The following is an 18911-nucleotide window of genomic DNA, read 5'->3' as shown; positions in this document are numbered from 1 at the left end:
GACATGCTGCGTATCCATTGCCCGTGCTGCGGCCCGCGCGATCATGACGAGTTCCGCTATGCCGGCGATGCGTCGGTCGCTCGTCCGGCCCATGAGGATCCGGATTTCGAGGCCTGGTACGGCTACGTCTATGTGCGCCCCAACCCCAAGGGTCCGCATCGCGAATATTGGCAACACGTCCACGGCTGCCGGCAATGGCTGGTGGTGGGACGCGACACGGCCACGCACACCATTCATTCGGTCCATTTTGCAAGGCAGCAGGCATCATGACAGACAACCGTCTTCCCTCCGGCGGCCGCATAGACCGGTCGCTGCCGGTGGACTTCCGCTTCGACGGCCGCAGCTATGCCGGCTTCAAGGGCGATACGCTGGCCTCGGCGCTCCTGGCGAACGGCGTGACGCTCGTCGGCCGCAGCTTCAAGTATCACCGGCCGCGCGGCATTCTCTCTGCCGGCATCGAGGAGCCCAATGCCCTGGTGACGCTCGGCGCCGGCGGCCGGCGCGAGCCCAATGTTCCGGCGACGATGGTCGAACTCTCGCCGGGCCTTACGGCCGAGAGCCAGAACCGCTGGCCGTCGCTCGGCTTCGACCTGCAGGGCATCAACGGGCTGTTCGCGCCGCTGCTCGCCTCCGGCTTCTACTACAAGACCTTCATGGGGCCGGGCCGCAAGGCTTGGATGGTCTATGAGCATTTCATCCGCAAGGCCGCGGGCCTCGGACGAGCGACCATGGAGGCGGACCCGGACCGTTACGAGACGCGGCACGATTTTGCCGATGTCGTCGTGGTCGGCGCCGGGCCGGCAGGGCTTGCGGCGGCCCGCGCTGCCGCTCAGGCAGGCGCGCGCGTTCTGCTGGTCGAGCAGGATTTCGAGCTGGGCGGCCAGATGCTGGCCGAGCCCCAGGGACAGGACTGGCTTGCCGGCATGCTGGCCGAGCTCGGCTCCATGCCCGGGTTGCGGTTGATGCGGCGCACGACCGCTTTCGGCCTCTATGACGGCAACACGCTTGGCCTGCTCAGCCATGCCGATCCCGGCGCGAAGGCGGCGGCACGCCAGGTCTTCACCCTGCTTCGGGCCGGCAGCATCGTGTTCGCCACCGGCGCCGTCGAGCGGCCGATGGTCTTTTCGAACAACGACCGGCCGGGCGTCATGCTCGCATCGGCGATCCGCACCTATCTCAATCGTTTCGCGGTGCTGCCGGGGCGCAAGGTCGTGATCGGCGCAGCGGCGGACAGCGCCTACCGCACGGCCTTCGACCTTGCGGCGACCGGCGCCGAGGTCGTGCTGGCCGACAGCCGCGCCGAGATCGACCCGCAGCTTCTCGGACAGGCGGCCCGGAGCGGCGTCGAGGTGCATGCCGGAACGCGGATCGTAAAGGCCGCGGGCGCGCGGGGCCTGCGCGCCGTCGAGCTGGAAGGCCGGTCCGGGCCGTTCCGGCGTGACTGCGATCTCATCGGCATGGCCGGCGGCTGGACGCCCGTCCTGCATCTCACCTCGCATCTCGGCGTCAAGCCGCAGTACCGGCAGGACATCCACGCTTTCGTCCCGGGCGACCTGCCGGCCGGCCAGTTTGCGGCCGGAGCGATGACCGGTGCGGCAACGGCTGCCGAGGCCGTGCGGCAGGGGCATCGGGCCGGCTCTGCCGCAGCCGTCGCCGCGGGATACGATCGGAAGGTGGACGCCGCCGTGCTGCCCGCCTTCGAGGAATCCGGCCGGCCTCATGCCGTGCAGGCGCTTCCCTTCGGCCGGAAGAAGGCGTTCGTCGATTTCCAGATGGACGTGAGCCTCGACGATATCGCGCTTGCGCAGCGCGAGGGCTATGAATCCGTCGAGCACCTCAAGCGTTATACGACGCTCGGCATGGGCACCGACCAGGGCAAGACGAGCAACGTCAACGCCGTCCGCGCCATGGCGGCGCTGCGGGGCACGCCGATGGAGGCGGCCGGCACCACGACGTTTCGCCCGCCCTATGCGCCCGTCGCCGTCGGCGCCATTGCAGGCCGGGCGAAGGGGCGCCACTTCCGCCCCTTCCGGCGGACGCCGATGCACGACTGGCATGTCGCCAACGGCGCGGACATGCTGGAGGTCGGGCTTTGGATGCGGCCGTGGTACTTCCTGTCCTTCGGCGCGGATGTCGACGAAGCCTATGTCGCCGAGATGCGGCATGTCCGCTCGGCCGCCGGCCTCATGGACATTTCCACGCTGGGCAAGATCGCCGTCGAAGGACCGGATGCCGCGACCTTCCTCGACCGCGTCTATGCGAACGGCTTCGCCAGCCTGAAGGTCGGCCGCGCGCGCTACGGCGTCATGCTGCGCGACGACGGGATCGTGCTGGACGACGGCACGACGACACGGATCGCCGAGAACTGCTATTTCATGACCACGTCGACGGCCAAGGCGGCCGATGTGATGTCCTGGCTGGAGTTCCTGCTCGATGTCGCCTGGCCGGAGCTGCGCGTATCCGTGACATCCGTGACCGACGAATGGGCGGGCATGTCGGTCGCGGGGCCGAAGAGCCGCGCCGTGCTGGCCGCGGCTTTCCCGGCAATCGACGTCTCGAACGAGGCGCTGCCGCATATGGGCCTCGTCGAGGGAACCTTCCGGGGCAGCCGGCTGCGGATCGTCCGCCTCAGCTATTCCGGCGAACGGGCCTACGAAATCTATGTCGGCGCCTCGCAGGGACTTGCCGCCTGGGAACGCCTGCTGGCGATGGGCAAGGATTCCGATCTGCGGCCCTACGGCGTCGAGGCGCTGGGCGCGCTGCGCATCGAGAAAGGCCATGTCGCCGGGCCGGAGATCGATGGCCGCACCACGCTCGCCGATCTCGGCATGGCGCGCATGGTGGCGAAACGCTCCGGCTACATCGGCGCGGTCCTGGGGCAGCGGCCGGCGTTCCTCGCGCCTGACCGCCAGCGGGTGGTGGGGCTCGAATGCGCGGAGAGCGGCAAGCGGCTGCGGGGCGGTGCGATCCTCTTCGCGCCCGACGAGGCATGGCAGGGACACGGCCGCGGCCGCGTCACGTCCACCACGTTCAGCCCCGACATCGGCAAGTCCATCGGGCTCGGGCTGCTGGCCGCCGACTTTGCCGGCGACGAGGTCGTGGCCGTCTATCCGATGAAGAACGAGGTGGTCCGCGCGCGGGTCGTTTCGCCGGTCTTCCTCGATCCCATGGGAGAACGCATGCATGGCTGATCCGACAGCAATCCAAGGGATCACGATCACGCGGTCCCGCTGCCCGCTGGTTCAATGGCAGGCGTGGGGCGATGACGACGATGGTTTTGCCCGTTTCGCCGCGGGACGCCTGGGGGCCTCCTTGCCGGCAGAGGTGGGGCAGATCGTCAAATCGGATGGTGTGACGGCCGTGAAGATCGCGCCCCGCCGCTTCTGGCTGCTGGCGAGCGATCCTGACGCAGTGCCGCGCGGCCTTCCAGGGACTCTCGGCGCCGAACTGGATCTTGGCGAAGGCCGGGAGCGCATCGACATACGGACACCCGCATTGCGCAACGTGCTGGCCCAATGCCTCGCCGTCGACTGGGACCGAACGCAGGATCGAGCGGTGTTTGCGCCGCTGCATCGCGTTCCGGTGATGTTTACCCGCGGATCGACGGAGCACGGGACATTCGTCGTGCCTCGTACTTTCGCACAGAGCATTGCCGATTGGCTGGAAGACTGCTGACGATTGGGCTTGATGACATCAAGCCGTGTCCGCGCCGCCTGCGTCGCGTAAGTGGCGCCAGATGGGCTTGCGGTGGTCTCTGGACAGCCGTCGTTTGAAGGATTTATGATTGCGGTCTCGATCAATGCGATACTCATATCATGAACATGCTCAAGCCGCCTTCGCCGTCTGACAGCAGCCGGGAGGACAGGATCCACTCGAATCCGGTGCGGCTCGGCGCACGCCTGAAGCTTGCCCGCCAGACGCGCGGGTTGACCCTGAAGGCGCTGGCGCAGGCGGCGGAATGTTCCGAAAGCCTGCTTTCCAAGATCGAGAACGGCAAGGCCTCGCCCTCGCTGCCCATGCTGCATCGGCTGGTGCGGGCGCTCGATTCCAATATCGGCTGGATGTTCGAGGAGACCGACGGCGAGGAAGGCGTGGTGTTCCGTGCCGGGACCCGCCCGCTCATCACGCTCGATCCCCTCCGGCGCGGCGAGGGCATCTCGCTCGAACGCGTCATTCCCTATTCGGCAGGCCACCTTCTCCAGTGCAACATCCACCACATCGATGCCGGCGGCCAGAGCGCCGGACCGATCCAGCATGTCGGCGAAGAGGTGGGCTATGTGCTGGTCGGGGAGATCGAGCTGATGATCGACGACAAGACCTTCCGGCTTTCGGCCGGCGATACTTTCGTGTTCAATTCCGAGCTTGCACACTGGTATCGCAATGTCGGGACCGAGCGCGCCTCCATCTTCTGGGTGAATACGCCGCCAACCTTCTGACATCTTTCTTGAAAAGCCTCCCCAGCGGATTAGGCGCACGCGCCATTCAAGTATCTTGACAAGAATTCAAGCTACTTGAATAATGCCTTCCGTAAATTCCGGTTGCCGCCAACGGCATCAAACAAGGGGAACATCAAAATGGGTCGGACCAAATATCTCCTCGGCTGCGCCGCAGCCGTTGCCATGACGCTGTCCATGGGCGCCGCAAACGCCTTTGCCGATACGTTCGCGCTCGTCACCATCAACCAACAGGCGCTCTTCTTCAACCAGATCAATGACGGCGCCAGCGCGGCGGCCAAGGAGGCCGGCGCCGAGCTCGTCATCTTCAACGCCAACAACGTGCCCTCTGCCCAGAACGACGCGATCGAGACCTACATCACCCAGAAGGTCGACGGCATCATTCTGGTCGCCATCGATGTCAACGGCGTGAAGCCCGCCATCACCGCCGCCAAGAATGCCGGCATTCCCGTCATCGCCATCGACGCGCAGATCCCGGACGGCGACAACATCGCCTTCGTCGGCGTCGACAACACGGCGGCGGGCGGCGAGATCGGCAAGTTCTTCTCCGACTATGTGAAGAGCGACATGGGCGGCACCGCCAAGGTCGGCGTCGTCGGCGCGCTCAACTCCTTCATCCAGAACCAGCGCCTCGACGGCTTCAAGGCGGCGGTTGCCGAGGGCGGCCAGAACGTCGAATTCCTCAACACCGTCGATGGCCAGAACGTGCAGGACGTCGCGCTCGCCGCGGCGGAAAACCTGATGACCGCCAATCCGGACATGACGGCGCTCTACGCCACCGGCGAACCGGCGCTGCTCGGCGCGGTCTCGGCCGTCGCCAGCCAGGGTCGCGGCGACAGCATCAAGGTCTTTGGCTGGGACCTGACGAAATCCGCCATCGACGGCATCGACCAGGGTTTTGTCACCGCCGTCATCCAGCAGGACCCGGCCGGTGAAGGCAAGGCCGCCGTCGAGGCGCTCGTCAAGGTGAAGAAGGGCGAGACGATCGACCCGATCATCAACGTGCCGGTGACGATCGTCACCAAGGAGAACGTCGACCAGTATCGCGACATGTTCAAGTAAGCCGAACCGCCGCTGCCCGGTCCACGCAAGCGGGCCGGGCAGCCGGAACCTCCTCCAGGGGCCATCGAACATGACCGACACTGACGTCAGCCGCGTCCGGATGACCGGCATATCCAAGCGCTATGGCGCTCTGCAATCGCTCGACAACGCCTCGCTCAACCTCATGCCGGGCGAAGTGCTCGGGCTGGTGGGCGACAACGGCGCGGGAAAATCCACCATCAGCAAGGTGCTCTCGGGCGCCGTCATCCCCGACGCCGGCACGATCGAGATCGACGGCCGGCCGGTGTCCTTCACTTCGCCGGCGGAGGCGCGCGCCGCGCGCATCGAGATGGTCTACCAGGACCTCGCCCTCTGCGACACGATCGACGTCGCCGGCAACCTCTTCCTCGGCCGCGAGCCGAAGCGGCGCATCGCCGGCGTGCCGATGCTCGACAAGAAGACGATGCACGAGCGGGCGCGCGACATGCTCTCCAATCTCGGCATCGTCATTCCCGATACGCGCATGAAGGTGGAGAACCTTTCCGGCGGCCAGCGCCAGTCGATCGCGATCGGCCGCGCCGCGTCCTTCAATCCCTCCGTTCTGATCATGGACGAGCCGACGGCCGCCCTTGCGGTCGCCGAGGTGGAGGCCGTGCTCGAACTCATCCGCACCGTCTCGAAGCGCGGGGTCTCCGTCATCCTCATCACGCACCGGCTGCAGGACCTCTTCCTCGTCTGCGACCGCATCCAGGTGATGTACGAGGGCCGCAACGTCGCCGAGCGGCGCATCGAGGACACCAATATCGAGGACGTCGTCAATCTCATCGTCGGGCGGAAGTTCACCGCCCGTTCCGCCGGCCACAACCATCAGGAACGAGGCGCCTCCGCATGAGCTCCGAGCCCAACGCCTATTCCAGCCATCCGCCGCGCCTGCGGGATGCGACCATCCTCGACAAGGTCGTCGCCAATGGCGGCGTCATGTCGATCGCGCTGTTCTTCATCGTCTGCTGCCTGTTTTTCGCGGTGACGACGGATGCCTTCCTCACGGCGCCGAACCTCCTGAACATCATCCGCCAGTCCGCGCCGCTCTTGATCGTCGCGGCCGCCATGACCTTCGTCATCACGACGGGCGGCATCGACCTTTCCGTCGGCTCCGTCCTGGCGCTGACCGCGACGCTCTCCGCAACCGCCCTGCAGGCCGGTGTTCCCTGGCCGCTCGCCATCCTGCTGATGCTCGCGCTCGGCGGCGTGGTGGGACTGATCCAGGGCTATTTCATCGCCTATGAGCGCATTCCCGCCTTCATCGTCACGCTGGCCGGCCTTTCCGTCATCCGCGGCTTCGCGCTTCTGATCACCGGCGGCTATTCGATCCCGATCGAGCCGACGAGCCCGTTCGTCACGATCGGCCGGGCCTGGGTCCTCGGCATTCCGGCCCCGGCGCTCATCGCCATCGTCGTGCTGATCGTCGCCTACCTCGCCTTCAACGAGACCCATTTCGGCCGCTACGTCACCGGCGTCGGCGCCAATGCGGAGGCCACGCGCCGGGCAGGCGTCAACACGCGGCGCATCATCCTGTGGGTCTACATCCTTTCGGGCACGGCCTCGGCGGCGGCCGGCGTCATCCTCTCCGCCCGCCTCGGTTCCGGCTCCTCGAATGCGGGGCAGGGGTTCGAGCTCGACGTCATCGCGGCCGTGGTGCTCGGCGGTACCAGTCTCTTCGGCGGGCGCGGCTCGCTCGTCGGCACGATCCTCGGGGCGCTGACGGTCGCGGTGCTGGCGAACGGCCTCATCCTGTCGCATCTCTCGCCCTTCTTCACGCCCATCGTCACCGGCTTGATCATCCTGGTCGCGATCTGGCTCAACTTCCGCCTCTTCAGGGGCGGAGCGAGGGGGCGCTGACATGCTCGACCACCTCTTTGCCGAGGAGCCGCGGAAACGCCATCCGATCGGCGTGACGTCCGGCACCGCGATGACCGTGACCGGACCGGTCCCGGTCGAAGACCTCGGCGTGACGCTGATGCACGAGCACATCTTCCTCGATGGTGCGCGCAGCTGGATCTGCCCCTGCCATCCCGACGAGAAGGCGATCGCCGAGCAGAAGGTCAATATCGAGATCGTCGGCGAGCTGCGGATGAACCCCTACATGAACCGGGACAACGTCTCGCTCGACGACGGAGACCTGGCGCTCAGCGAGTTGAAGCGCTTCCAGGCGCTGGGCGGCTGCACCGTGGTGGAGACGACGAATTTCGGCATCGGCCGCGATGCGGCCGGCCTTGCCCGCATCGCCCGCATGTCGGGGCTCCGGATCATCATGGGCACCGGCTTCTATCTCGAGCACACCCATCCCGACTGGCTGAAGGCGATGGATGTGGAAGAGGTGACGCAGTTCATCGTCGAGGATGTCGGCGGCGGCGAGAGCCAGCCGGAGATCATGGCGGGTATCATCGGCGAGGTCGGCGTCAGCCGCAACTTCACCACTGAAGAGGAAAAGTCGCTGCGCGCATCGGCGCGGGCGGCGCGCATCACCGGCCTGCCGCTCTCCATCCACCTGCCCGGCTGGGAACGCCTCGCCCACCGCGTGCTCGACGTGGTGGAGGAGGAGGGCGCCGATCCGGCGCACACCGTGCTCTGCCACATGAACCCGAGCCACAGCGATCCCGACTACCAGATGGCGCTCGCAAGGCGCGGCGCCTTCCTGGAATACGACATGATCGGCATGGACTATTATTATGCCGACCAGGACGCCCAGTCGCCGTCCGACGAGGAGAACGCCCGCGCCATCGCGGCCCTTGTCGACAAGGGTTTCGTCGATCGGCTGCTGCTGTCGCAGGACGTGTTCCTCAAGATCATGCTCACCCGCTACGGCGGCTTCGGCTACGGCTACATCCTCAAGCATTTCCTGCCGCGCCTGAAGCGGCACGGCGTCGAGCAGGCGGCCATCGACCGCATGCTGATCGACAATCCGAAATCCGTCTTCTCCGCCGCGCACTGAGCGCCGGCCAACCGTTCAAGGAGTTACCATGACCAAGAAGAAAGTGCTGCTGGCCGGCGAATCCTGGGTTTCGACCGCGACCCACATCAAGGGTTTCGACCAGTTCCCGACCGTCACCTACCACACCGGCGCCGACGAACTCCTGAAGGCGCTGAAGGACAGCCCCTTCGACGTCACCTTCATGCCGGCGCACGAGGCGCAGAAGGAGTTTCCGAGCACGCTGGAAGGCCTTCAGGCCTATGACGCCATCGTGCTCTCGGATATCGGCGCCAACACGTTGCTGCTGCATCCCGACACCTGGATCCACTCCCGCCGCACGCCGAACCGCCTGAAGCTGCTGCGCGACTATGTCGCCAAGGGCGGCGCGCTCCTGATGTTCGGCGGCTACTACTCCTTCCAGGGCATCAACGGCGGCGCGCGCTTCCGCAACACGGCCGTGGAAGAGGTCCTGCCCGTTGCCTGCCTCTCGGTCGACGACCGCGTGGAAGTGCCGGAAGGCTTTACGCCCGTCGTCTCGGGCGACGCGTCGCACCCGATCCTGTCGGGTATTTCCGGCGAATTCCCCTACCTGCTCGGCTTCAACGAGGTGACGCTGAAGGACGGCGCCAACCAGCTGATGACGGTCTCCTCCGAATATGGCTCGCTGCCGCTGCTCGTCACCGGCACCTATGGCGAGGGCCGCACGGTGGTCTGGACCTCGGATGTCGGCCCGCACTGGCTGCCGCCGGAATTCATCGCCTGGCCCGGCTACAAGACGCTGTTCGAGCAGATGCTCGCCTGGGCGACGGACTGAACCGGAGGTTCCAGGAAGCAGCCCCATGACCATCCATGTCGTCGGCAATATCTGCGTCGATACGAGCTTTCGCCTGGAGCGGCTGCCGCTGCCCGGCGAAACGCTGAATGCGGCCGCTGCCGGCGACGGTCCGGGCGGAAAGGGCGCCAACCAGGCGGTGGCCGCGGGCCGTACGGGGGCCGCGGTGACGCTCTGGGCGCCGGTCGGCCGGGATGCGGCGAGCGACTGGGTTGAGGGGGCGATCGCCGCCGAGATCCCGGATCTCCGCCTCGTGCATCTCGACCTGCCCTGCGACCGTTCGGTGATCATGATCGACCGCGCCGGCGAGAATGTCATCATCACCGCCGCGGCCTGCGCGGAGGCCTTCGACCCGCTCGCCATGACCGCCCTCGGCGACACGTGGGCCGCCGGCGACATGCTGCTGATGCAGGGGAACCTCCCGACGGCCGCGACGATGGCCTGCCTCAAGGCGGCGTGCGCGGCGGGCCTCGTCACGGTGCTCAATCCGAGCCCGCTCTCCGCCGATCCGCTCGACCTTGCAGCCGTGTCGCTCATCGTCGTCAACCGGCCGGAGGCGGAGGCCCTGAGCGGCGAGGCCGATGCCGAGCGCGCAGCGCGCCGCTTGCTGGCGATGGGTGCAGATAGCGCCATCGTCACGCTCGGCAGCGCGGGCGCCCTGCTTCTTGAGGCAGGGGCTTCGTCCGTCCTTCGTCTCCCACCCTCGGATGTGGAGGCCGTCGATGCCAGCGGCGCGGGCGATTGTTTCGCCGGCACGCTTGCCGGCCTGCTGGCGCAGGGGGCACCGCTCCGGGATGCCGCGCGGCTGGCAACCCGGGCGGCCGCCATCGCCGTCGGTCGTCCCGGCACGCTCGCCTCCTTCCCCACGCCGGCGGAAATCGCCGCCCTCACCAAGACACTGAAACTGGAAAACGTGTGATCGCCATGAGCAACCCCATCGGACGGCAGGACAAGGATACGCTGAAGACGCTTTTCGGGCGTGACAAGCCGGTGATCGGCGTGGTGCACCTGCTCCCGCTGCCGGGCGCGCCGCGTTATGACGACGAGGGCGTGGAGGCGATCTACGAGCGCGGCCTTTCGGATGCGCGCGCCTATCTTTCCGGCGGCTGCGATGCGCTGATCGTCGAGAACCACGGCGACGTGCCGTTCTCGAAGCCGGACCAGATCGGCCACGAGACCTCCGCCCACATGGCCGTCATCGCCGACCGCATCCGCCGCGAGCTCGGCCGCCCGATCGGCATCAACGTGCTCGCCAATGCGGCGATCCCGGCGCTTGCCATCGCCTCGGCCTCCTCGGCCTCCTTCATCCGCGTCAACCAGTGGGCCAATGCCTATGTCGCCAACGAGGGCTTCGTGGAGGGCGAATCCGCCCGAGCCATGCGCTACCGCGCGCAACTGCGTGCCCGGGGCATCCGCATCTTCGCCGACGCCCATGTCAAGCACGGCGCGCACGCCATCGTCGCCGACCGGCCGGTCGAGGAGCAGGTCAAGGACCTCGTCTTCTTCGACGCCGACGTCGTCATCGCCACCGGCCAGCGCACCGGCCATACGGCCGATCTTGGCTATATCCGCATGATCAAGCAGGCCGCCTCGCTGCCGACGCTGGTCGGCAGCGGCGTCACCCATGACAATGCCAACGACATCCTTGCCGTCGCCGACGGCGTGATCATCGCCAGTGCCCTCAAATATGACGGGGTCTGGTGGAATGCGGTCGATCCGGACCGGGTGAAGCGCTTCATCGCAGGCCTCGGCCGATGAGCAGAATGCCGGAGGTCAATCCCGCGCGCCTCCTTACATCCCTCGCCGACTTCGCGGCCATCGGCGCGACGCCCGCCGGCGGCGTCAACCGGCAGGCCCTGAGCGTCGAAGACCGTGCCGCCCGCCGCTTGCTGGCCGAGCGCGCGCTCGCCCGCGGCTTCACCGTCTTCCAGGACGAGGCGGCCAATCTTTTCCTCCGCCGCGACGGCCGGGATGCGACGCTGCCGCCGCTCCTCATCGGCAGCCATCTCGACAGCCAGCCGACCGGCGGCCGCTTCGACGGCGCGCTCGGCACGCTCACCGCCTTCGAGGTACTGGAAGCGCTCGCCGATGCGGGCGTCGAGACCGACCGCGCCATCGAGGTCGTCGCCTTCACCAACGAGGAGGGCAGCCGCTTCTCGCCGGGCTGCATGGGCTCCATGGCCTTTGCCGGCGCAGGTGACATGTCCGATTGGCGCAGGACGCGGGCGACGGACGGCGCGTTGCTTGCCGACGAACTGGCGGCGACGTTGCAAGCGCTGCCGGAAGCCCGCATGCGGCCCATCGGGCACGCCGTCTCCGCCTTCGTCGAGCTGCATATCGAGCAAGGTCCCGTCCTCGAACGCGAGGACGTGCCGATCGGCGTGGTCACCGCCGTTCAGGGCACGAAATGGCTGGAGATCGCCTTTTCCGGCGAGGCGGCCCATGCCGGCACCACGCCGCTCGAATTCCGCAAGGACCCGATGGGTGCGGCGGCGGCCGCCATCGCGCGCATCCAGGGCGATATCATGCCGGCCGATCCCGCAGCGCGGCTGACGGTCGGCCGCATCGCCGCCGAGCCGGGCTCGATCAACGTCATCCCGAGCCGCGTCTCCTTCACCGTCGATATCCGCCATCCGGACGCGGTCGCGCTCGCTGCCATGGAACGGCGTGTGCGTGAGGAATGCGAGGCCGCGGGCGCGCGATGGGACTGCGGAACGGTCATAGAACTGCGCGTCGACATGACCCCCGGCCGCTTCGACCCAGAGGTGGCGGCGACAATCGAGGAAACGTGCCGGGCGCTCGCCATCCGCTGCCGGCCGATGGTGTCGGGTGCCTTTCACGATGCGTTGTTCGTGGGCCGGGTCGCCCCGGCGGCGATGATCTTCGTGCCCTGCCGCAACGGCATCAGCCACAACGAGGCGGAGTTCGTTTCCGACGCGCATATCATCGCCGGCGCGCGCACCCTGCTGGGCGTCGCGCTTCGTCTTTCGGCCGCCTGAAACCTACCAGCCGGCGAAATCCGCGAGCAGTGCTTCATCGACCCGGCCCGCCGCGATATCGGCGAGCGCCTGGTCGAGGATCGCGACGCCCTCCTGGGCTTCCGCCTCCGTCAAGGTCAGCGGCGGCGTGAATTCCAGCACGTTGGAGTTGACGCCGACATAGTAGAGAACGAGGCCGAGCTGGAAGGCGCGGTAGACCGTCAACGCCGTCTGCCGCGCGGCCGGTGCGCCATCCGCCACAAGCTCGACGCCGAGGGCGAGGCCCCGGCCGCGCACGTCGCCGATCAGGGCATGGCGGGCGGCGAGGCGGTCGAGCGCCTCGCGCAGCGTGCGTCCTGTCCGTTCCGCATTGGCGACGAGATGGTCGCGCTCGATGGTCTGCAGCACGGCGAGCGCCGCGGCGGCGCAGACGGGATTGCCGTGCACGGTCTGCAGCGAGAAGGCGACGGCGTGGTTCAGGATCGCCTCCGGTCCGACCACCGCCGAGACCGGCAGCCCGCCGCCGAGGCCCTTGCCGAAGACGACGATGTCGGGCTCGATGCCGCAATGCTCGAAGGCGTTGAAGCGGCCGCTGCGGCCGAGACCGACCTTCACCTCGTCGGAGACGATGAGGATGCCGTGTGTGCGGCAGAGCGCTTCCACGTGCTTGAAAAACCCGTCCGGCGGCACCAGCATGCCGCCGTCCGACTGGATCGGCTCTATGAAGAAGGCGGCGACCTCTTGCGGCGGGATCTCGGTGGCGAAAAGGGTTTCGAGATGGGCGAGGGCGGCGTCCTTCGCGGCTTCGGGGCTGCCGGCGGCGTAGCTGTTGGGGTAGGGCACGAGCGTCAGGCCCTTTGCCCGCGCGCCCTGCTGGGCGGGATGGCCGGAGACGGCCATGGAGCCGACGGTGCCGCCGTGATAGGCGCCGTTGAAGGCGAGGATGCGCGGCCGGCCGGTGGCGGCGACGACCATGCGGGCGACCGTCTCGTTGGCGTCCGAGCCGGAATGGCCGAACCAGACGCGGCCGCGGGCGCGTTCCGGCACGAGGGAGAGCAGCTTTTCGGCGAGCAGCACCGAGGGCTCGTTGGCGGTGGAGAGATAGCTTGCACCCGCCTGGTCGGAAAGCGCGCGGTTCACCGCCTCGCGGAGGGCGGGATGCGAATGGCCGAGGCTCGCCGCGCCCCAGGAGGCGGCGAAATCGAGGAGTTTGCGCCCGTCGTCGCCGGTGAGGTACGCACCGCTTCCGCCGACCACCGACTGCGGAAAGAACCGCAGATGCGCCATCGTCGAGACCGATCGGCTTTCGCGGGCGTAGAGGCCGGACATGTCGCTCTCCTCGTTACTTGAAGAAGGTCAGGACCTCGTCGAGCTGGACGACGTGGCAATAGATCATGTTGATGATCTCCAGCTCCCGCCGGTGCAGTTCGTCCGTCGCCGCCGCGCCGCAATCGTCGACGACGACCACGCCGAAGCTTTCATCTGCCAGGCTGCGCACGGTGGAGGAGACGCACTGGTCGGTGAAGATGCCGCAGCAGATGACGTCCTTGATGCCCATATTGTGCAGGATCAGGCGGAGGTTCGTGCCGGTCAGCGCGCTGTCGGTCGTCTTGGTGATGACGATCTCGTCGGGACGCGGTTCGAGTTCCGGCACGACCTGGCCCTCGGGCAGGTCCTTCGGCAAAAGCAGGTAGTTGAAGCCGGGTTTCTTCTGGCTCAGCGAGCGGTCGCGGCCGTCCGGCTTCAGGCAGGCGATGCGGGCGAAGATGACCTCCACCTTGCGCTTGCGGCACTCTTCGATGAGGCGTGCGGTGTTCGGGATCACCGTTTTGCGCATGCGATCGTAGAAGGGCTGCCAGCGGGCGGTCTCTTCCGGCGTGTCCTTCGGGTCGAGATAGGTGTTCTGGATGTCGATGACGAGCAGCGCGGTCGTCTGCGGATCGAGCACGATGTCGTCCGGCGCCTCGGCATTGGCGTAGTAGAAGGAACGGTAGGCGGTCTTCCAGCTCATGCAACTGTCTCCTTCTTGCGGCGGGCGCGGGTGAGAATGTGGCCGATCTCGCGGTTCGGGAAGAGGCCGCCGGGCTTGACGATCATCACGGCGATCATGGCGAGCGCCAGCACGATCTCGGTGAGGCCGACGACCTGGCCCGCGCCGATGGCGGTGGCGTTCAGCGCGCCCTCGGTGCCGCGCAGGCCCTCATAGGCAAACGTGATGAGGATGGTGCCGGCGACGGCACCGGTCACCGTGTTCGCCCCGCCGATCACCAGCATGGTGATGATGAGGAAGGTCTCCTTCAGGTAGAAGGCCTTCGGCGCGAACGACGTGATGAAGTGGCCCCAGAGCGCGCCGCCGATGCCGGCGATGAAGGCGGCGAGGATGAAGGCCCGCCAGCGCAGGTGCGGGATGTTCGCGCCAAGCGCGGCGGCGGCGACCTCGTCCTCTCGGGAGGCGCGGAGCAGCTTGCCGGTGCGCGATTCCTTGAAGAGCAGCGCAACGACCACCACGACGGCCGCGACGATGGCGGCGATCGGCAGGTCCGTCGTCTTCGGCAGGCCGAAGAGCGTGCGCGGGCCGTTGGTGAAGGCGCTCCAGTTGTTCATGACGGTGTAGAGCACCACGAGCAGCGCGAAGGAGGTGATGACGGAGGCCGCATCCGAAAGCCGCATCAGCGGATAGGCGACGACGGCCGCCACGACCGCGGCGAGCACGCCCGCAGCCAGCATGGCCAGCAGCGGCGAGATCTCCACCACCTTCATGAAGTCGTAGAGGTCCGGCAGCGCCATGCCCTTCATCTGGGCAGGTATGGTCAGCACGGCGGAGGTGTAGGCGCCAAGGCCCATGAAGCCGATATGGGCGAAGGAGAGCAGGCCCGAATTGCCCATGAAGGTCTGCAGGCCGACGACGAGAACCAGCGAGATCAGGAGGTTGGTCGCGATCCGGTCGTAGAGGCGGATGCCGATGAGCTGGCTGCCGATGGCGATTACGGCGATGACGGCGATGAGGACGAGGGCGGTGAGATAGGAATGTTTCATGGTCTCCGCTCCTCAGGTCCGCTGCCCGCTCGCCGGGCCCTTGATGAGGCCCTGCGGGCGCCAGAGCAGGATCAGGATGACGAGGCTGAAGGTGAAGGCGTCGCGGAACTTCAGGAGATCCTGCGACAGGGTGTAGTTGAGCGTCGTATCGATCAGCGCCAGGAGGAAGCCGCCGACGACGGCGCCCGGAAGGCTGCGCATGCCGCCGATGACGGTGGCGATGAAGGCGACGAGCAGCGGTTCGAGGCCGACGCCCGGCACGACCGTGCCGATGCGCCCGATCCACAGGATGCCGACGACGCCGGCGAGGAAGCCGGAGAGGGCGAAGGCCGAGGAGATGATGAGGTTCGCCGGTACGCCGAGCATGCGGGCCATGGTGAAGTTGGTGGCGGCCGCGCGCATGGCGATGCCGAGCGTCGTCCTGCGCATCAGGAAGGCGACGGCGGCGAGCAGCACGATGGAGGCGGCGATGGTGATGAGGTTGCGCACCGGCGTGATCGCGCCGCCAATCGAGACGGTCTGCGAGAAGATGTCCGGCAGGGGAACGTTGCGCGGGCGCGGCGAGATGAAGAGGAGGGCGGCGTTCTGCAACAGGTTGGAGAAGGCGAAGGAGGTGATCAGCACCGCCGTCACCGATTTGGCGCGCACCGGGCGGAAGGCGGCATAGTCGGTGAGGATGCCGAAGAGCACCGCCATGGCGACGGCGAGCGTTGCCATGACGAGCCAGGGCAGGCCGGAGCCGCTGGAAAGATACATGGTGTAGCCGGCGACCATGATGAGTTCGCCATAGGCGAAGTTCACCAGCCGCAGGATGCCGTAGATGATGACGAGGCCGAGCGCCATGAGGGCATAGGCCCCGCCGAGGCTGAGGACGTCGATGACGAACTGGATCGTGAAAGCCATCGCAATCAGCCTCCCAGATAATGTGCGCTGAGATCGCTTCCCGAGCGGACCTCTTCGGCGGTGCCGGATGCGACGATGGCGCCGAGCCGCATGACATAGGCGCGGTCGGCGATGGAGAGCGCCTGGTTCACGTTCTGCTCCACGAGAAGGATGGTGAGGCCGGATTTCTTCAGCGTCTCGATCATCTCGAAGATGCGCTCGACGATGGCGGGCGCAAGACCCAGCGAGGGCTCGTCGAGGAGGAGGACGCGCGGGCGCGCCATCAGCGCGCGGGCGATGACGAGCATCTGCTGCTCGCCGCCCGAAAGCGTCCCGGCCGGCTGGTTCGACCGCTCCGCGAGGCGCGGGAAGAGCGTGTGCAGCCTTTCGAGGTTCTGCCGGTTGCCGGCCTGGTCGCGGCGGTGGATATAGGCGCCGAGCATGAGGTTCTCGGCGACCGTCAGGTCCGGGAAGACGTCGCGGGTTTCCGGCACGGTGGCAAGGCCGGCGCGGATGACCTGTTCGGGATTGGCGGCGGTGATGTCGCGGCCTTCGAGCGTGATCGTACCGCCCGCCGCCTTCAGCGCACCGGCGATGCATTTGATGGTCGAGGATTTGCCCGCGCCGTTCGCGCCGAGCAGGCTGACCAGCTCGCCCCTGGCGACGGTGAGGCTGATGCCGCGCACCGCGCGGATCGTGCCGTAATTGACGGAGAGGCCCGTGATCTCAAGCATGGGCCGCCCCCTTGCCGAGATAGGCCTCGATGACGGCCGGATGGCTGCGGACATGGGCGGCGTCCCCTTCCGCGATGGTGCGGCCGGAGGCGAGCACGTGCAGCCGGTGGCAGAGGCGCATGATGAGACCCATGTCGTGATCGATGATGAGAAGGCCGAGGCCGCGTTTCTTCGGCAGTTCTGAGAGGGTGTGCAGGAGGGTTTCCGTCTCCGCGTCGTTCATGCCGGCGGCGGGCTCGTCGAGCAGCAGGAAGCGCGGCTCGGCGGCGAGCGCCCGTGCGATCTCGACGCGGCGCTTGTCGCCGTAGCTGAGGCTTTCGCCCAGCTCGTCCGCCTTCGCCGATAGGCCGAGTTCGTCGAGAAGGTTTTTCGCGCGCTCGGTGGCGACGGCGCGGGAGGCGCCCTTCGCCAGTGCTGCGGCCTCGACATTCTCCAGCACCGTCATCGTGTTGAAAAGGCGCACGATCTGGAAGGAGCGGCTGACGCCGGCAAGGGCGATCTGGCGCGGCGAGAGGCCGGAAAGGGTCGTGTCGCCGGCGGTGATCGTGCCGCCCGCCAGCTTCACCTGGCCGGTGATGGCGTTGATGAGCGTCGTCTTGCCCGAGCCGTTCGGGCCGATCAGGCCGACGACCTCGCCGGTGAGGACGGAGAGCGACACATGGTCGAGGGCGCGGAGGCCGGTGAATTCCACCGACACGTCGTTTACCGCGAGGCGCGTTTCAGACATGGCTTTTCCGAAGGTGATGGGCCGGCTTTGGCGGCCGGCCCGTAAAGTACGATCAGGGCTTCGGCAGGGATTCCGGCTTGCGCCAGCCCACGAAGGTCGGCTTGCCGCCCTTCAGCTCGATGAGCGCCGCCGCCTTGTTCGGAACGTGGCCCTCTTCGGCCGTGCCGTAGTCGAGGTCGCCGGTCAGGAGCTTGAACTGACCGTCCTCCAGCGCCTTGGCGAGCGCGGCGCCTTCCGTCGTGCCGGCGGCCTTGATCGCCTCGGCGATCATCATGATCGTGTCCCAGCCCGTCGAGACGAAGGACGTGTCCGGGTCCTTGCCGAACATCTCCTTGTAGAGACCGATGAACTTCTCCATTTCCGGATCCGCTCCCGTTCCCATCCAGGTATGGGTGACGAAATAGACGTCGTTGCCGAACTTCTCGCCGAGCGCCTCGTGCATGGCCGGGTCGTCATAGGCGTCGCCGCCGAGGATCGGCGCGTCATAGCCGACTTCGCGCAGCGCGCGGATGATCACGCCGATATCCGTGCCGTAGGACGAGACGAAGATCACGTCCGGCTTCTTGCCGAGCGCCTGGAGACGCGCGAGCTGGGCGGAAAAGTTGTTGTCGCCGTTCGTGTAGGTGTCTTCGAGAATGATCTCGCCGCCATCGGCCTTGAACTGCTCGACGAAATACTTCGACAGCGACTTGGTGTAGGCGATGAACTGGTCGGTGACGACATAGGCCGTCTTCCAGCCCTTCTCCTTGAAGGCGAAATCGGCTGCCGTCGCGCCCATCGTGGTGTTCCACATGGAGAGCGTGAACTGCTTGTCGCCGAGCGACCAGGAAGAGTAGAGCGGATCGGAGGCGCAGGTCGAGATGCCGACGAGGCCGGCCGACTGCGCCTCGCGGCTCGCCGGCGAACCGAAGTCGAAATCGCAGGGCGCGACGATGACCTGGGCGCCCTTGTCGATCAGCTCGACGGCGACGTTGCCGACTGTCACCGGATCGGATTTGCCGTCGATGTTAATGAACTCGACCTGCTTGCCGAGCACGCCGCCATTGTCGTTGAGATATTTCACCGCGACCTGCGCGCCGTTGTAGCCGGGCGTGTCGAGCGGCGCCTGGATGCCCGTCATCGAGAGCGCGCCGCCGATGACGATCTTGTCGTCCTCGGCAAAGGCCGCGGAGGCGGCGAGCGCAAGGCTTGCGGCCGCCAGAAGCAGTTTGGAAGTCTTCATCATGGTCGTTCCCCTTTTTGATGCCTTTCGGCAG

The 18911-nt window shown here is 67.1% G+C and carries 19 protein-coding genes; 12 read left to right on the top strand and 7 right to left on the bottom strand.

Annotated elements, in window-relative coordinates; all coding sequences use genetic code 11:
- Window positions 1-3 precede the first annotated feature (3 nt).
- From AABF56_RS24555 to AABF56_RS24500, 12 genes are all read left to right on the top strand, one after another.
- Entirely contained in the window at window positions 4-270 is a 267-nt protein-coding gene (locus AABF56_RS24555; protein WP_272807811.1) for a sarcosine oxidase subunit delta, read from the top strand.
- The gene (locus tag AABF56_RS24550) at window positions 267-3191 is read left to right on the top strand and encodes a sarcosine oxidase subunit alpha family protein (RefSeq protein ID WP_272807812.1); all 2925 of its coding nucleotides are present in this window, start codon (window positions 267-269) and stop codon (window positions 3189-3191) included. The genes AABF56_RS24555 and AABF56_RS24550 overlap by 4 nt, the downstream gene beginning before the upstream one ends.
- Window positions 3184-3675, top strand: a complete 492-nt coding sequence (locus tag AABF56_RS24545) for a hypothetical protein (protein WP_272807813.1) — start codon at window positions 3184-3186, stop codon at window positions 3673-3675. The genes AABF56_RS24550 and AABF56_RS24545 overlap by 8 nt, the downstream gene beginning before the upstream one ends.
- Window positions 3676-3821: 146 nt before the next feature.
- Complete coding sequence (locus AABF56_RS24540) at window positions 3822-4436, top strand: cupin domain-containing protein (RefSeq protein ID WP_244766651.1); 615 nt, start codon at window positions 3822-3824, stop codon at window positions 4434-4436.
- A 138-nt stretch (window positions 4437-4574) separates the two neighbouring features.
- Window positions 4575-5516: an ABC transporter substrate-binding protein gene (locus AABF56_RS24535; RefSeq protein ID WP_272807814.1), complete on the top strand. Its 942-nt coding sequence runs from the start codon at window positions 4575-4577 to the stop codon at window positions 5514-5516.
- Between the two features lie 70 nt (window positions 5517-5586).
- The gene (locus tag AABF56_RS24530; RefSeq protein ID WP_272807815.1) at window positions 5587-6387 is read left to right on the top strand and encodes an ATP-binding cassette domain-containing protein; all 801 of its coding nucleotides are present in this window, start codon (window positions 5587-5589) and stop codon (window positions 6385-6387) included.
- 86 nt (window positions 6388-6473) lie between these two features.
- Window positions 6474-7394: an ABC transporter permease gene (locus AABF56_RS24525; protein WP_272808144.1), complete on the top strand. Its 921-nt coding sequence runs from the start codon at window positions 6474-6476 to the stop codon at window positions 7392-7394.
- 1 nt (window position 7395) lies between these two features.
- A complete protein-coding gene (locus AABF56_RS24520) occupies window positions 7396-8487 on the top strand; it encodes a phosphotriesterase family protein (RefSeq protein ID WP_244766460.1) in 1092 nt (363 codons plus the stop codon).
- Window positions 8488-8515: 28 nt separating this feature from the next.
- Window positions 8516-9280, top strand: a complete 765-nt coding sequence (locus tag AABF56_RS24515) for a glutamine amidotransferase (protein WP_272807816.1) — start codon at window positions 8516-8518, stop codon at window positions 9278-9280.
- 25 nt (window positions 9281-9305) lie between these two features.
- A complete protein-coding gene (locus AABF56_RS24510; RefSeq protein WP_272807817.1) occupies window positions 9306-10217 on the top strand; it encodes a PfkB family carbohydrate kinase in 912 nt (303 codons plus the stop codon).
- A 5-nt stretch (window positions 10218-10222) separates the two neighbouring features.
- On the top strand, window positions 10223-11056 hold the full coding sequence (locus tag AABF56_RS24505) for a BtpA/SgcQ family protein (RefSeq protein ID WP_244766463.1): 834 nt from the start codon (window positions 10223-10225) through the stop codon (window positions 11054-11056).
- Window positions 11053-12297, top strand: a complete 1245-nt coding sequence (locus AABF56_RS24500) for a Zn-dependent hydrolase (protein WP_272807818.1) — start codon at window positions 11053-11055, stop codon at window positions 12295-12297. Before AABF56_RS24505 ends, AABF56_RS24500 begins: the two co-directional genes overlap by 4 nt.
- A 3-nt stretch (window positions 12298-12300) precedes the next feature.
- Here the strand turns inward: AABF56_RS24500 and AABF56_RS24495 are convergent, their stop codons facing one another.
- The 7 genes from AABF56_RS24495 to AABF56_RS24465 are packed head-to-tail and all read right to left on the bottom strand — an operon-like array spanning window position 12301 to window position 18880.
- A complete protein-coding gene (locus AABF56_RS24495; RefSeq protein WP_272807819.1) occupies window positions 12301-13605 on the bottom strand; it encodes an aspartate aminotransferase family protein in 1305 nt (434 codons plus the stop codon).
- Window positions 13606-13618: 13 nt separating this feature from the next.
- A complete protein-coding gene (locus AABF56_RS24490) occupies window positions 13619-14287 on the bottom strand; it encodes a cysteine hydrolase family protein (protein ID WP_272807820.1) in 669 nt (222 codons plus the stop codon).
- Entirely contained in the window at window positions 14284-15312 is a 1029-nt protein-coding gene (locus tag AABF56_RS24485) for a branched-chain amino acid ABC transporter permease (protein WP_272807821.1), read from the bottom strand. Before AABF56_RS24485 ends, AABF56_RS24490 begins: the two co-directional genes overlap by 4 nt.
- 12 nt (window positions 15313-15324) lie before the next feature.
- Window positions 15325-16215 (bottom strand): branched-chain amino acid ABC transporter permease, encoded by an 891-nt coding sequence (locus AABF56_RS24480; protein WP_272807822.1) that lies wholly within the window; start codon window positions 16213-16215, stop codon window positions 15325-15327.
- A gap of 5 nt (window positions 16216-16220) precedes the next feature.
- Window positions 16221-16928: an ABC transporter ATP-binding protein gene (locus tag AABF56_RS24475; RefSeq protein ID WP_272807823.1), complete on the bottom strand. Its 708-nt coding sequence runs from the start codon at window positions 16926-16928 to the stop codon at window positions 16221-16223.
- Window positions 16921-17655, bottom strand: coding sequence for an ABC transporter ATP-binding protein (locus tag AABF56_RS24470; RefSeq protein ID WP_244766470.1), 735 nt, complete (start codon window positions 17653-17655; stop codon window positions 16921-16923). The genes AABF56_RS24475 and AABF56_RS24470 overlap by 8 nt, the downstream gene beginning before the upstream one ends.
- A 52-nt stretch (window positions 17656-17707) precedes the next feature.
- Window positions 17708-18880: an ABC transporter substrate-binding protein gene (locus tag AABF56_RS24465; protein WP_244766471.1), complete on the bottom strand. Its 1173-nt coding sequence runs from the start codon at window positions 18878-18880 to the stop codon at window positions 17708-17710.
- Between the last annotated feature and the right edge of the window lie 31 nt (window positions 18881-18911).

The sequence above is a fragment of the Shinella sp. WSC3-e genome (assembly GCF_945994535.1).
Taxonomy (GTDB): Bacteria; Pseudomonadota; Alphaproteobacteria; order Rhizobiales; family Rhizobiaceae; genus Shinella; species Shinella yambaruensis.
The sequence above is the reverse complement of the archived record's forward strand: the minus strand, read 5'-3'. Positions and strand labels throughout refer to the sequence as shown.